Consider the following 14,558-nt stretch of genomic DNA (forward strand, 5'->3'; position numbering starts at 1 on the left):
ATGGATTGCAAATAGTTTGCCCAAACCGACCGCTTGCAACTTGGCGTTAAGCTACCCTGTTAATAAAAAATTGCAAGTAATAATTTGCAAAACGAGAGTGGATTGTGATTTTAAGTCGATATTTAACCAAAGAGATTTTTAAAAGCCAAATTGCTATCTTATTTATTTTGTTGGTGATTTTCTTCTGCCAACAATTAGTGCGGGTACTCAGTTCGGCGGTGAGTGGCAAAGTGCCGACCGATTTGGTCTTGAGTCTGTTGGGGCTGGGAATGCCGACAATGGCACAACTGATGTTGCCGTTGTCGCTCTTTATTGCGTTATTGCTGACCCTTGGGCGTTTTTATGCGGAAAGCGAAATTACCGTGATGCGAGCCTGCGGGGTCGGGCAGAGCTTATTGGTCAAGTCCGCTCTGTTTCTGTCCCTTTTTACGACCGCGATTGCCGTTTATAACGTATTTTGGCTGACCCCTTGGGCGATCAATAAACAGAGCGAAATGTTGGCGGAGGCGAAAGCCAATCCCCGTTTTGCTGCTCTGTCAGCCGGGCAGTTTATGTCCGCGGGCGGTTATGTTTTATTTATTGATAACATTGAAAATAATCGGATTAACGATATTTATGTGTTCCAGCCGGATCAGCAGAAGAAAAACAAACCGTCCGTGGTGTTTGCCGAATCGGGCGAGCTGCAAGGTTTGCCGAACGGCGATCAACGCCTCAATTTAACCAACAGCACCCGCTACGAAGGCACGCCGCAGACAGCGGATTTTCGCATTTCACACTTTGATCGTTACAGTGCCTATTTAGGCTATCAAGATGTAGAAACCGATGAAAAATTGGTGCAGCGGGCGGATTTCAACAAGCTCATTCAGGATAATTTCCCCGAAGCGAAGTCTGAATTGCAATGGCGTTTTGCCTTGATTTTTGCCGTACCGCTGATGGCGTTGTTAGCTGTGCCGATGAGCAGCGTGAACCCTCGCCAAGGGCGATTTGCCAAATTATTGCCGGCATTGTTGCTGTATTTAATTTATTTTCTGTTGCAAAGCTCTCTCAAATCGGCGGGCGGATCGGGCAAAGTCGATGCTACGCTGTGGATGCCGTTGGTGTCGCTCGCTTTCTTGCTACTCGGGATTGTGCTGAACAGTTGGGACAGCAAAGCGATGTCCGCACTGCGTTACCGTTTTCACGCCCAAAAGGTGAAGAACTAAATGAATGTATTAGAACGTTATATCGGAAAAACGATCCTTGCCGCCATTATGCTGACCCTGTTTATGTTGGTTGGCTTGGGGGCGATTATTAAATTTGTCGAAGAGTTTCGTGATGTCGGCAAAGGCAGTTATGACGGCTTAATGGCGGCGTACTATACCTTTTTAACCATTCCCCGTGATGTCGAAACATTTTTCCCGATTGCCGCCCTGCTCGGCTCATTAATGGGGCTTGGCACACTTGCCAGCCGCAGTGAATTAGTGGTGATGCAAGCCTCCGGTTTCTCCCGTTTCCGCATCGGGTTAGCGGTGATGAAAACCGCCATTCCGTTGGTGGTATTCACAATGGTAATCGGGGAGTGGGGCGTGCCGCAAACGGAGCAGTTTGCCCGTAATATGCGCTCAATCGCCCAAAGTGGCGGTTCAATGCTCTCAACCCAAGGCGGTTTTTGGGCGAAGGACGGCAAGGATTTCATCTATATTCGCCACATTCAGGACGAAACACACTTGCAAAATGTGATGATTTACCATTTTGATGAACAGAAAGCCTTACAAGCGATCACCAAAGCGGAACGGGCGATCTATTCGGCGGCACAAGGCTGGATTTTGCAGCAGGTAGAAAAATCCCGTGTCGGCGAGCAGGCAATTAGCCAAGGCAAAGAGCCGGATCAGCAATGGCAAACCAGCATTACGCCGAGTAAATTGGGGATTGTATCGCTCAAGCCGGAATCGCTCTCTATCTCGGGTTTGGCGGATTATGTCGGCTTTTTGAAAGACACAGGGCAAGATCCGAAACGCTTTGAAATCACCTTTTGGCGAAAAGTATTTCAGCCCGTTTCAATGGCGGTGATGATGTTGCTGGCGATTTCCTTTATTTTCGGCCCGTTACGCAGCAGCACAATGGGCGCAAAAATCGTGATTGGCATTATCGCTGGCTTTGTGTTTTATGTCGCCAATATCGTGTTTGGTAATCTAAGTCTGGTTGTATCGTGGCTACCGGTGGCGGTGGGAGCGTTGATCCCAAGCCTACTCTGCTTAACGATTATTTGGTGGCTACTCACTAAAAAGCGGGATTAGCAAGCGGTTGGTTACGCCGAGATATTTGCAATATTACTGATGATTGTTACATTGCAGGGCGGTGTTATTTCACCCTCACGATAAAATAGCGGGAACGCTACTGCGTCTGCCCATAAATCCGTTTTCATATCAAGGAACATCAATGTCTAAACCCCGTTTTGTCCATTTAAAAGTGCATAGCGATTTCTCAATGATCAACGGTTTGGCGAAAGTCAAACCGCTGGTGAAAGCCTGTGCCGCCAATGAAATGGTGGCAATGGCATTGACAGACTTCACCAATTTCTGCGGGCTGGTACGCTTTTACGGCGAAGCACTGGGGGCGGGGATTAAACCGATTATCGGGGCGGATGTGGTGGTGCGTGCCGAGCCGGAGAGCGAGGAACGCTTTGAGCTTACCCTATTGGCGAAAAATAATCTCGGCTACAAAAATATTACCCTGTTATTGTCAAAGGCTTACCAGCAGGGCTATGTCGATGTGCCGATAATTGAAAAAGCGTGGCTGGCGGAGCTGAACGAAGGCATTATCCTGCTTTCCGGCGGGCGTAACGGCGATGTGGGCAAGGCGTTACTCAAAGAGAACGAAGCGGAAGCCGAAGCACTGCTGGCATTCTATCAAACCCATTTTCCCCAACACTATTACCTTTCATTGTGCCGCACGGGGCGAGCGGACGAAGAACGTTATATTCAACAAGCGGTCGCCTTTTCGCAAAAATTTGCGATTCCGTTGGTGGCGGTAAATGATGTACTGTTTTTGCAGGCGGACGATTTTGAGGCGCACGAAATTCGGGTGGCGATTCACGATAGCTTTACCCTTGACGATCCGAAACGCCCGAAAAGATATTCCGAGCAGCAATATTTCCGCTCGGAACAGGAAATGGTCGAGCTGTTTGCCGATATTCCGCAGGCAATTGAAAATACCTTGCTTATTGCTCAACGTTGTAATGTAACCATTCGGCTGGGCGAGTATTTCCTGCCCAATTTCCCGACCGGTGAACTGTCCACCGAAGAGTTTTTAGTGCAAAAGTCCCGTGAAGGCTTGGAAGAGCGGTTGGCATTTTTATTCCCTGATCCGCAGGAACGGGCAGACAAGCGGGCGGTTTATGACGAAAGATTGCAAGTCGAACTTGATGTAATTAACCAAATGGGCTTCCCCGGCTACTTCTTGATCGTGATGGAATTTATCCAATGGTCGAAGGATAACGATATTCCCGTTGGGCCGGGGCGGGGGTCGGGCGCCGGCTCACTGGTGGCGTATGCACTGAAAATTACCGATCTTGATCCCCTTGCCTTTGATCTGCTTTTTGAGCGTTTTCTTAATCCGGAACGGGTGTCGATGCCCGATTTTGACGTCGATTTCTGTATGGACGGACGGGATCGGGTGATCGAGCACGTCTCCGAAACCTACGGGCGGCAAGCAGTATCGCAAATTATCACTTTCGGTACAATGGCGGCGAAAGCGGTTATCCGTGATGTCGGGCGGGTGCTGGGGCATCCGTATAGCTTTGTCGATCGCATTTCTAAACTGATTCCGCCCGATCCGGGAATGACGCTCGCCAAAGCCTTTGCCGTTGAGCCGAAACTACAAGAAATTTATGACGCCGATGAGGAAGTACAAGCCCTGATCGATATGGCTCGCAAATTGGAGGGGGTAACCCGTAACGCCGGTAAGCACGCCGGCGGGGTCGTGATTGCGCCTACGGCGATCACCGATTTTTCACCGCTCTATTGTGATGCCTACGGTCATCACCCGGTTACTCACTTTGATAAAAACGATGTGGAATATGCCGGCTTGGTCAAATTCGACTTCTTAGGGCTGCGAACACTCACGATTATTAAATGGGCGTTGGAAATGATTAACCAACGGCTTGCGACAGAGGGCAAACCACCGATTCAGATTGAAAGCATTCCGTTGGACGATAAAAAAGCCTTCGATTTATTGCTGAAAGCGAAAACCACGGCGGTGTTCCAACTGGAATCACGGGGCATGAAGGATCTGATTTCACGTCTCAAACCCGACTGTTTTGAGGATATTATTGCGTTAGTGGCGCTTTTCCGACCGGGGCCGTTGGAGTCGGGAATGGTGCAGAACTTTATTGACCGTAAACACGGGCGGGAGGAAGTCTCTTACCCCGATGCACAATATCAGCACGAGTCGCTCAAGCCGATTTTAGAGCCGACCTACGGCATTATCTTGTATCAAGAGCAGGTAATGCAGATTGCACAAGTGCTGGCGGGTTATACCCTTGGCGGTGCGGATTTACTGCGGCGGGCAATGGGGAAGAAAAAGCCTGAGGAGATGGCGGCGCAGCGTTCCACCTTTGAAAGCGGGGCGATAAAAAACGGTGTGGACGGCGAACTGGCGATGAAAATCTTCGACTTGGTGGAAAAATTTGCCGGCTACGGCTTTAACAAATCCCACTCGGCAGCCTATGCGTTGGTGTCTTACCAAACCTTATGGCTGAAAGCGCATTATCCGGCGGAATTTATGGCGGCGGTGATGACCTCTGAGATGGATAATACCGATAAAATTGTCGGCTTTTACGATGAGTGTATCAATATGGGTCTGACGGTTGTGTCGCCCGATATTAACAGCGGTAAGCACCGTTTCAGCGTGAATGAGAAAGGCGAGATTGTGTACGGCTTGGGGGCGATTAAAGGCGTGGGCGAAGGGCCGGTCGATGCGATTTTAGAAGCCCGTCAAAAAGGCGGGATTTTCAAAGATCTGTTTGATTTAACCGCGCGGGTGGATCTGAAAAAAGTCAATCGCCGCACCTTTGAGGGCTTAATTATGGCGGGGGCATTTGATAAACTGGGCCCGCACCGTGCTGCGCTGATGAAAAACTTGGAAGATGCCCTCAAAGCCTCGGATCAACACAGCAAAATGGAAGCGCTGGGGCAAAGCGATATGTTCGGCGTGCTGACGGAAACGCCCGAAGAAGTGCAAAGCGCCTATGCCAATACGCCGAAATGGACGGAACAAGCGGTGCTGGAGGGGGAAAAATCAACACTCGGTTTATATTTAAGCGGACACCCGATCGGGCGTTTCCTCAAAGAGCTGGCATATTATGCACCGGCTCGGCTGAATGAATTGCAGCCAACCTATCGAGGACAAACCACCACAGTGGCAGGGATTATTATGGCGACCCGCATCGCAGTTACCAAACGGGGCAATCGGATCGGTATCGCCAGTATTGAGGATCGTGCCGGTAAGCTGGATATTACCCTGTTTTCCGAAGCGTTGGAGAATTACGGCGATCTGCTGCAAAAAGATCAGATTATTATTGCGACCGGTGCGGTGCAAAATGATGATTTCAGCGGCGGGTTAAAAATGTCGGCACGGGAGCTGATCAGTTTAGACGATGCCCGCAGCCGCTATGCAAAAAGTTTGGCTCTGGCGATCAATCAAGAACAGATTACGCCGCAGTTTATCAAAACCTTGGCGGAACTGATTGAGCCTTATAAAGAGGGCATTTTGCCGCTCCATTTCTACTATCAAAGCCCCGAAGGGCGAGCCTTACTGCGCGGCGGGGTAGAATGGCGGGTCAGCCCGAAAGAAGAAATGCTGACCAAACTGAAAAATTTACTCGGCGAAAATGCCGTTGAACTGGAATTTGAATAATTAAGGATACCCGAATGTTTAGCCGCCTTGATGCAAAAATCTCGCTGTTTTCGACCGCTTGTATCAGTCTGTTTTTTCTGCTGATCCTGCATTTTAAATGGAGTTATAACGTCCTGCCGATGCTACTCAGTCTGATTGGGATCGCTGTTATTGTGCAAGGGGTTAAGCAAACACCGTGGCGGTTGGAAAGGCGTGATAAAGGGCTGATTATCGCCTTTATCGGCTACTTTTTGTTGTTTGTCCTCTCTTTGCTCATTCATCAGGGTAAAGCCAAAGAGTTGGATTTGCCGAGCCGAATGTTACTCGTGCTGCCGTTATTGGCGGTCTGCTACCGATTTAAACCTAATCCGCTTTGGATTTTGTATGCTATCGTGCTGGCAACATTGAGTGCCGGCGTGGTGGCGGTAGTACAATTTTTCGGGTTGGGAATGCCGCATATTTTTCCGGTACATATGTATATTCAGTCGGGCGGTATCATAATGAGCTTGGCGATGTTTAGTCTGACCGCCGCATTTTTCTTCAAGCAACGCCGAATGCACTTTTGGTTATGGTTGAGTATTCTTGCTTGCGGTTTGGGTATTTTGGCTGCCGTGCTTAATCAATCGCGGGGACCTTGGGTGGTCGCCCCTTTTATTTTAGCCGTGATTTTGTGGTTTAACCGTAAACTGTTATCGAAATGGTTGATTGCATTGTTACTACTGATTGCATTAGTGGCAGGCGGTTTCGGCGGGCATTTGATCGAGCAGCGTTGGCAGCAGGCGAGAAACGATATTACCCAATATATTGAGCAAAATAACGGTTCAAGCTCGTTGGGTGCACGCTTCGATATGTGGAAAAGTGCATTGTTGGGTATTCAAGAAAAACCGATTTTCGGCTGGGGGCTGCAAGGTGTGAAAACAATGCGTCAGCAACACGCAGAACAAAAACAAATTTCAAAAGTTGCCGGGGAATTTGGCCACGCCCATAACCAATATTTGCACGATGCCTCTGCACGAGGTTTGCTCGGTTTAGCGGCTCTCTTGGCGATTTTCCTCGTGCCGTTACGGCTGTTCTGGCTAGGAATGAAGCGTTCAGCACCTCAATCGCTTGCCCGTTTATGGGGTGTATTAGGTATGGTGCATATTCTGGCAATAATGGGCTATTGTTTAAGCCAAAGTTTTCTGTCGCACAATTCCGGAGTGATGTTTTACGGCTTTGTGGTTGTGCTGTTGCTTGGTTTGCAAAAAAATGCGTCAATCCGACCGCTTGACGATGAGAAAATCGAATGATCCGCCTGCTTTATACCCTGCTTAGCTATCTGGTGCAGCCGATCATTTTGCTGTTAATGTGGAAACGAGGCGGCAAGCTGCCGGCGTACCGCCGTCGTTTACAAGAGCGTTACGGCTGCTATCAAGGTATGCAAAAGCCGAAAGCGAACGGTATAGTGATCCACGCTGCGTCCGTGGGGGAGGTGATTGCCGCCACCCCGTTGGTTAAAGCAATTCAAACCGCCTACCCGACCTTGCCGATTACGATGACAACGGTTACCCCGACAGGTTCGGCACGGGTGGAGGCGGCGTTCGGTAAGACGGTTTCGCATTTTTATCTGCCCTATGATCTGCCTGATGCGATCAAGCGTTTTTTAGGTTTTGTCGAGCCGACACTCTTTATTGTGATTGAAACGGAGCTGTGGCCGAATTTAATCCACCAAATGCACCTGCACCGTATTCCTTTTGTGATTGCCAATGCCCGCTTGTCGCCACGCTCGGCACGCCGTTACGGTTGGGTACATTCAACGATTAAGGCAATGCTGGGTGAAATCCGCTTGATTTTGGCGCAGGATAAAGTCAGTGCTGATCGCTATCTTGAACTGGGTTTTCCGCCCGAACGGCTCGTCAATACGGGTAATCTGAAATTTGACCTTGAAATCAGCGATCATTTACGCCAAAAAGTGTCTAATACTGCTGAAATGCTAGGGCTGACCAAGCGTGCGGTATGGATCGCCGGCAGCACTCACGAGGGCGAAGAGAAGATGATTTTGGACGCCCATCAGCAACTGCTGCAACGCTATCCCGATTTGGTGCTGATCCTTGTGCCGCGCCACCCGGAACGCTTTGAACAAGTGGAAGCCTTAATCAAAAAAACAGGCATTCGCTATGTAAAACGTTCACGTCATTACCCTTTAATGGCAGATACCCACGTTTTATTGGGGGATACAATGGGCGAAATGATGTTACTCTACGGTCTAGCGCAAATTGCGTTTGTCGGCGGCAGTTTAGTGAAGCACGGTGGGCATAACCCCCTTGAACCGATCGCCTTTGAGCTGCCGGTGATTTCGGGAGTACATACCTTTAATTTTCCGGAAGTGTTCACCAAATTACGCAATGTGAACGGTTTTATTGAAATTGAAAGCCGTGTTGATGCGTTAGTCCAAGCGGTGAGCGATTTGCTGGATTGTCCGCAAAAAGGGCAAAAAATCAGTCGGGCGGGGTTTGAAGTGCTGAAAGAAAATCAAGGCTCGCTCAAACGCCATTTAACCCTATTAGCTCCCTATATTGAGAAAGAAAATGCAGAAAAAAGTGATTTACGCCGGCACATTTGACCCGATTACCCACGGGCATTTAGACATTATTCAGCGTGCCGCAGCGTTATTTGACCGGCTCATTGTCGCCGTTGCCCATAATCCGAGTAAAAATCCGCTGTTTAGCTTATCGCAGCGGGTGGAATTGGTGCAAAAAAGCACGGCGCATTTAGCCAATGTGGAAGTGCGGGGCTTTAGCGGCTTATTGGCGGATTTTGCCCGCGAGCTAGGGGCGGTCAGCTTAATTCGAGGGATTAGGGGCAGCGATGACATTGACTATGAAATCCAACTGGCGCAGCTTAATCATAAACTGTCCGGTTCGCTTGAAACCCTATTTTTCCCGCCGTCAGTGCAGTGGCGTTATCTCTCCTCGACAATGGTGAGGGAAATTTACCGCCATCACGGCGACATCACGCCTTTTGTGCCGGACGCAGTGTGCGAGTCGATCACGCGGTCGGTTAGTCAAAATAATGTGCAAAATGGATAAAAAGATGAAAAAAGATAGCCAAAACCTGATTTGGATCGACCTTGAAATGACGGGGCTAGATCCGGAAAAAGAACGCATTATTGAAATTGCGACAATTGTTACCGATAAAGATCTCACTATTTTAGCCGAAGGGCCGGTACTTGCCGTGCATCAGCCTGACACACTATTGGCAAAAATGAGCGAATGGTGTGTGAAAACCCACACGGAAAACGGCTTGGTCGAGCGGGTTAAGCAGAGCAAATTGAACGAACGGGCGGCAGAATTACAAACCCTTGATTTTCTTAAACAATGGGTGCCGAAAGGCGCTTCACCGATTTGCGGTAACAGCGTGGCGCAAGATAAACGCTTTTTATACCGCTATATGCCCGAATTGGCGGACTATTTTCACTATCGCCATTTGGACGTCAGCACCCTGAAAGAGCTGGCAAGCCGTTGGAAACCGGCAATGCTCGAACAATTCAGCAAGAAAAACAGCCATTTGGCATTAGACGATATTAAAGAGTCGATCGAAGAATTAAAATTCTATCGCACCCATTTTATCAATTTGGATTAATAATGCAGCCGACTTTTTATTTTGCCGATGAAACGGAAATGTTGCAGTTTGGGCAGAACTTTGCCCGCTATTTGCAATCCTATTTAGCGGGCGATGCAAACGCCGCTTTTGTGATTTATCTTAACGGTGAACTCGGGGCGGGCAAAACCACCTTTACCCGCAGTATTGTCAAGGCATTTGGGCATCAGGGGAATGTCAAAAGCCCGACCTATACCTTGGTTGAGGAGTACGCCCTGCCGCCGTTTCACCTCTATCACTTTGATTTATATCGGCTTGCCGATCCGGAAGAACTGGAGTTTATGGGAATTCGGGACTATTTTCGCCCGCAAACTCTCTGTTTATTGGAATGGGCGAGCCGCGGGGAAGGGGTAATTCCCGCTGCCGATTTGGTGATTCAAATTGATTACGCCGAGCAAGGACGCAAATTGCATCTTTACCCGCAAAGTGAAGCAGCTCGCCAACTTTTACAAAAAATGTCATAAATCAGACCGCTTGATGATTTGAAATGAAAAATAAATGCTTAACTTATCTACAAACCGCCGTCATCGGCTTATGCTTAAGTGTATCGGTTGCGGCACGCACCGTGGTGGCAATTGACGCCGGACACGGCGGCAAAGATCCGGGCGCAATCGGCAAAACACTCGGCGTAAAAGAGAAAGATGTTACGTTGGCAATCGCCCGTGAATTAAAAGGAATGCTGGATGCCGATCCGAATTTTAAAGCCGTGATGACCCGTAATCGGGACTATTTTATCCCTTTACCGAACCGAACGGAGATCGCCCGCAAAAATCGGGCGAATTTTCTCATCTCCATTCACGCCGATTCATCGCCGAGTTCCGAAAATTTAAAAGGGGCATCTGTGTGGGTATTATCCAACCGCCGTGCAAACGATGAATTGGGGAAATGGTTGGAAGATCACGAAAAACAATCGGAACTACTCGGCGGGGCAGGCTCGGTGCTGGCGCATACCAACGAACGTTATCTCAACCAAACCGTGCTGGATTTACAATTTTCCCACGCACAGCGTTCCGGCTATGAACTCGGTAAAGCTGTGCTGGGCAAGTTGAGCAATATTACACCGTTGGTGAAAAGCTCGCCACAGCACGCCAGTTTGAGTGTATTGCGTTCGCCGGATATTCCGTCTATTTTGGTGGAAACGGGCTTTCTATCCAATGCGGTGGAAGAACAAAAATTGGCGACCGCCGCTTACCGCCGCCAGATTGCAAGGGCGATTTATAACGGCTTAGTCGCTTACCGCAATGCTCACCCTGCGTTGAGCCGCAAGGTTGCCTATAAAGCGGCGAAAAACGGACCGCAAGCGGACAGCGTCAAAAACGTGCTGGCAGATATGGCGAAAAATGCGCCTAAAACGGACAAAAAAGAGTCATCGGTGGCAAAAGGCAAAGAAAAAAGCGAGCCAAAAGAGAGCAAGCAGAAACAAACACCGATGACACAGGGGAAATCGGCAAAAGCCACAGCGGATAATCCGAAAGCGGATAACGCAAAAAGTGTCGATCCGAACGCAGCTTTCCACATAGTAAAGCAGGACGAAACCCTCTATTCGATTGCCAGAATGTACAAAACCAGCCCTGAAAAACTCAGCAAGCTCAACAATATCAAAGATAACAAAATTGTCGTGGGGAAAAAACTGAAGTTAAAATAACCTCGTTCGCACCCTTGCGTGGCAAGCGGTGCGTTTTCGTCCATTTTTTGCAAATCACTAAAGGAACAACAATGACAAATCCACTTCTCAATGCAACGTGTTTACCCCGTTTTTCACAAATCAAGCCTGAACATATTGAACCTGCCGTGCGTGAATTATTGCAACAATGTCGCCAAACCATTGAACAAGTGGCGCAAATTGCCGAACCGACCTGGGAAAATTTTTATCTGCCACAAGCAATGGCGGGTGATCGGCTCTCTCGGGCGTGGTCGCCAGTCGGACATTTAAATGCGGTGAAAAACAGCCCTGAATTGCGTGAAGCCTACCAAGCCTGCTTGCCGTTATTGTCTGAATACAGCACTTGGGCGGGGCAACATCAGGGCTTATACCAAGGCTACCTTAAGCTGAAAAACAGTCCGGCATTTGAACATTACTCGATTGCCCAGAAAAAAGCGGTTGAAAACAGCCTGCGGGATTTTGAATTATCGGGCATTTCGTTGTCGCCGGAAAAACAGCAGCGTTACGGTGAGATCTCAATGCGTTTGTCTGAACTGAGTGCGCAATTTAGTAATAACGTGCTAGATGCGACAATGGGCTGGGAAATCGTAATCGATAACGAAGCCGATCTTGCCGGCTTGTCGGAATCGGCGTTGGAAGCCGCTAAATTATCCGCGCAAAGCAAAGACAAAAACGGCTACCGTTTTACCCTTGAATTTCCAAGCTATTTGCCGGTGATGACCTATTGCGAAAACCGCTCGCTCCGAGAAAAAATGTACCAAGCGTTTAATACAAGGGCTTCCGATCAAGGTGAAAACGCCGGTAAATGGGACAACTCGGCAATTATGGCGGAAACCTTAGCGCTGCGGTTAGAGCTGGCGCAATTACTCGGTTTTGAAACCTATGCGGACTATTCCCTTGCGACAAAAATGGCGGAAAGCCCAAAACAAGTGATTGATTTCTTAGAAGATTTAGCCAACCGTTCTAAAGCACAAGGGGAAAAAGAGCTGGCGGCGTTGCGTGAATTTGCCGAAAAAAACTATGGCGTCAGTGAATTAGCACCTTGGGATATTGCGTTTTATAGCGAAAAGCAAAAACAGGCACTCTATGCGATCAACGATGAGGAACTTCGCCCCTATTTTCCGGAAGATCGGGTACTTTCGGGCTTATTTGAGTTGATTAAGCGAATTTTCGGAATGCGGGTGGTTGAACAAAGCGAATTCGACAGCTACCACGATGATGTGCGTTTTTTCACTATTTTTGATGAAACCGACCGCTTGCGCGGCTCGTTCTACCTTGATTTATACGCCCGTGAACATAAGCGTGGCGGGGCGTGGATGGACGACTGTATCAACCAAAAACGCTTGGCGGACGGCACATTACAAAAACCGGTTGCCTATTTAACCTGTAATTTCAACAAGCCGCTCGGCGATAAACCGGCACTGTTTACCCACGATGAAGTTACGACTTTGTTCCACGAATTTGGACACGGCATTCACCATATGCTGACCGAAATTGAGGTCGGCGATGTGGCGGGCATTAATGGTGTGCCGTGGGACGCAGTGGAATTACCGAGCCAATTCCTTGAAAATTGGTGCTGGGAAGAAGAGGCGCTTGCCTTTATTTCCGGTCATTATGAGACGGGCGAACCGTTGCCGAAAGCGAAATTAACACAATTATTGAAAGCGAAAAACTATCAAGCGGCGATGTTTGTATTACGCCAATTAGAGTTTGGGCTGTTTGATCTCCGTTTACATTTGGCAGCCCCAAAAGCGAATATCGTATTGGATACGCTCCAAGCGGTTAAATCACAGGTTGCCCTGATTAAAACGCCGGATTGGGTACGCACGCCCCATAGCTTTAGCCATATTTTTGCTGGCGGTTATGCGGCGGGCTATTATAGCTATTTGTGGGCGGAAGTTTTGTCGGCAGATGCCTACGCCCGCTTTGAAGAAGAGGGCATTTTCAGTCGTACGGTCGGACAAGCGTTTCTTGATCATATTCTCACCCGTGGCGGTTCGGAAGAGCCAATGGTGCTGTTTGAACGTTTCCGTGGGCGGAAGCCGACCCTTGATGCGCTGTTAAGGCACAAAGGCATTGCCAATTAGCTTGAAAACGGGGGCTTCGGCTCTCGTTTTGCTTTTCTTTTCCTGCCTAAATCGTTAGAATTTGGTACATTGATTATGATTGAGGAAGTGTGATGTCATTGGATCTTACCGATATTCGCCAACGGATTACCCAGTTGGATCGCCATTTATTGAAACTGTTATCCGAGCGTCATCGTTTGGCGTTTGATGTGGTGCGCAGCAAGGAAATCAGCCAAAAACCGCTGCGTGATGTGGCACGTGAAAAGCAACTGTTGCAAGAATTGGTGAATTTTGCCGAGGCGGAAAACTATCAGCTTGATCCCGACTATATCACGCAAATATTTCAACGTATTATCGAAGACTCGGTATTAACCCAGCAGAATTATTTGCAAAATAAACTCAACCAAATGAAAGAGCAATGCGTCAGTGTCGCCTTTTTGGGAATGCGTGGCTCTTACTCCCACCTTGCCGCCCGCCAATTTGTGAAACAGTATCCGCAATCGGTTACGGAATTAAGCTGTGTTTCCTTTGACGATGTGTTTGACAAAGTCAAAAACGGTGAAGCGGATTACGGCGTGTTACCGTTGGAAAATACTACGTCCGGTTCGATCAATGAAGTGTACGATCTGCTACAACACACGGAGCTCTCTCTGGTTGGTGAGTTGGCATACCCGATTAAACATTGCGTGCTGGGGGTGGAAAATGTCGCTTTGACGGAGATTGACACGATCTACACCCACCCGCAGCCCGCTTCCCAATGCAGCCAATTTATTCACGGTTTAGATAAAGTGCATATCCGCTATTGTGAAAGCAGTTCCCACGCAATGCAGATGGTTGCCCGCCTCAATAAACCGAATTGTGTCGCTTTAGGCAATCAAGACGGCGGGCAGTTATACGGATTAAGCGTTTTAGCGAGCGATATTGCCAACCAAGAAAACAACATTACCCGTTTTATTGTGGTGGCTAAGCAGCAAGTAAAGGTATCGCCGCAGGTGCAGACGAAAACGTTGCTGTTAATGACCACCACTCAACAAGCCGGTGCATTAGTTGATGCGTTAATGGTGTTTAAAACCCACGGTATCCGAATGGTGAAATTGGAATCCCGCCCGATTTACGGCAAACCGTGGGAGGAAATGTTTTATGTCGAGCTGGAAGCGAATATCCACTGCGCCAATACACAGCAGGCATTAGCCGATCTTAAAGCGGTAACCAGTTATACCAAAGTGCTTGGTTGCTACCCAAGCGAGATTATCGAACCGGTTAAATTATAAACGGACGTGCCGACAGGGTGTCGGCATTTTTTTAGGGGCTGTACT

At 48.5% G+C, this 14,558-nt stretch carries 11 protein-coding genes; all 11 read left to right on the forward strand.

The features are described 5' to 3' along the window. Nucleotides 1-104: 104 nt before the first annotated feature. The 11 genes from lptF (at nt 105) to RO21_RS05900 (ending at nt 14,513) form a co-directional block, all read left to right on the forward strand. Nucleotides 105-1,202 carry an LPS export ABC transporter permease LptF gene (gene lptF, locus RO21_RS05850; RefSeq protein WP_047976863.1) on the forward strand — a complete coding sequence of 366 codons (1,098 nt, stop codon included), beginning with the start codon at nt 105-107 and terminating at the stop codon, nt 1,200-1,202. After that, the gene (lptG, locus tag RO21_RS05855) at nt 1,203-2,276 is read left to right on the forward strand and encodes an LPS export ABC transporter permease LptG (RefSeq protein ID WP_047976864.1); all 1,074 of its coding nucleotides are present in this window, start codon (nt 1,203-1,205) and stop codon (nt 2,274-2,276) included. It begins immediately after the preceding gene. Between the two features lie 142 nt (nt 2,277-2,418). Next, nucleotides 2,419-5,895: a DNA polymerase III subunit alpha gene (dnaE, locus tag RO21_RS05860; protein WP_047976865.1), complete on the forward strand. Its 3,477-nt coding sequence runs from the start codon at nt 2,419-2,421 to the stop codon at nt 5,893-5,895. A 14-nt stretch (nt 5,896-5,909) separates the two neighbouring features. Beyond that, nucleotides 5,910-7,163, forward strand: coding sequence for an O-antigen ligase family protein (locus tag RO21_RS05865; protein WP_047976866.1), 1,254 nt, complete (start codon nt 5,910-5,912; stop codon nt 7,161-7,163). After that, the gene (gene waaA / locus RO21_RS05870) at nt 7,160-8,476 is read left to right on the forward strand and encodes a lipid IV(A) 3-deoxy-D-manno-octulosonic acid transferase (protein WP_047976867.1); all 1,317 of its coding nucleotides are present in this window, start codon (nt 7,160-7,162) and stop codon (nt 8,474-8,476) included. The genes RO21_RS05865 and waaA overlap by 4 nt, the downstream gene beginning before the upstream one ends. Beyond that, nucleotides 8,442-8,942, forward strand: a complete 501-nt coding sequence (coaD, locus tag RO21_RS05875; RefSeq protein WP_047976868.1) for a pantetheine-phosphate adenylyltransferase — start codon at nt 8,442-8,444, stop codon at nt 8,940-8,942. The genes waaA and coaD overlap by 35 nt, the downstream gene beginning before the upstream one ends. A gap of 4 nt (nt 8,943-8,946) precedes the next feature. Next, nucleotides 8,947-9,495, forward strand: a complete 549-nt coding sequence (gene orn / locus RO21_RS05880) for an oligoribonuclease (protein ID WP_047976869.1) — start codon at nt 8,947-8,949, stop codon at nt 9,493-9,495. 2 nt (nt 9,496-9,497) lie between these two features. After that, on the forward strand, nt 9,498-9,977 hold the full coding sequence (tsaE, locus tag RO21_RS05885) for a tRNA (adenosine(37)-N6)-threonylcarbamoyltransferase complex ATPase subunit type 1 TsaE (protein WP_047976870.1): 480 nt from the start codon (nt 9,498-9,500) through the stop codon (nt 9,975-9,977). Between the two features lie 23 nt (nt 9,978-10,000). Beyond that, nucleotides 10,001-11,158 carry an N-acetylmuramoyl-L-alanine amidase gene (locus tag RO21_RS05890; protein WP_047976871.1) on the forward strand — a complete coding sequence of 386 codons (1,158 nt, stop codon included), beginning with the start codon at nt 10,001-10,003 and terminating at the stop codon, nt 11,156-11,158. A gap of 71 nt (nt 11,159-11,229) precedes the next feature. Next, nucleotides 11,230-13,263 (forward strand): oligopeptidase A, encoded by a 2,034-nt coding sequence (gene prlC / locus RO21_RS05895; RefSeq protein WP_047976872.1) that lies wholly within the window; start codon nt 11,230-11,232, stop codon nt 13,261-13,263. A 92-nt stretch (nt 13,264-13,355) separates the two neighbouring features. Further along, the gene (locus RO21_RS05900) at nt 13,356-14,513 is read left to right on the forward strand and encodes a chorismate mutase (protein ID WP_047976873.1); all 1,158 of its coding nucleotides are present in this window, start codon (nt 13,356-13,358) and stop codon (nt 14,511-14,513) included. Nucleotides 14,514-14,558 lie beyond the last annotated feature (45 nt).

It is taken from the genome of Muribacter muris (assembly GCF_001038205.1).
Taxonomy (GTDB): domain Bacteria; phylum Pseudomonadota; class Gammaproteobacteria; order Enterobacterales; family Pasteurellaceae; genus Muribacter; species Muribacter muris.

Coding starts and splice junctions, on each gene's coding strand:
- lptG (WP_047976864.1), top strand. CDS start 1,203: ATGAATGTATTAGAACGTTATATCGGAAAAACGATCCTTGCCGCCATT.
- dnaE (WP_047976865.1), top strand. CDS start 2,419: ATGTCTAAACCCCGTTTTGTCCATTTAAAAGTGCATAGCGATTTCTCA.
- RO21_RS05865 (WP_047976866.1), top strand. CDS start 5,910: ATGTTTAGCCGCCTTGATGCAAAAATCTCGCTGTTTTCGACCGCTTGT.
- waaA (WP_047976867.1), top strand. CDS start 7,160: ATGATCCGCCTGCTTTATACCCTGCTTAGCTATCTGGTGCAGCCGATC.
- coaD (WP_047976868.1), top strand. CDS start 8,442: ATGCAGAAAAAAGTGATTTACGCCGGCACATTTGACCCGATTACCCAC.
- orn (WP_047976869.1), top strand. CDS start 8,947: ATGAAAAAAGATAGCCAAAACCTGATTTGGATCGACCTTGAAATGACG.
- tsaE (WP_047976870.1), top strand. CDS start 9,498: ATGCAGCCGACTTTTTATTTTGCCGATGAAACGGAAATGTTGCAGTTT.
- RO21_RS05890 (WP_047976871.1), top strand. CDS start 10,001: ATGAAAAATAAATGCTTAACTTATCTACAAACCGCCGTCATCGGCTTA.
- prlC (WP_047976872.1), top strand. CDS start 11,230: ATGACAAATCCACTTCTCAATGCAACGTGTTTACCCCGTTTTTCACAA.
- RO21_RS05900 (WP_047976873.1), top strand. CDS start 13,356: ATGTCATTGGATCTTACCGATATTCGCCAACGGATTACCCAGTTGGAT.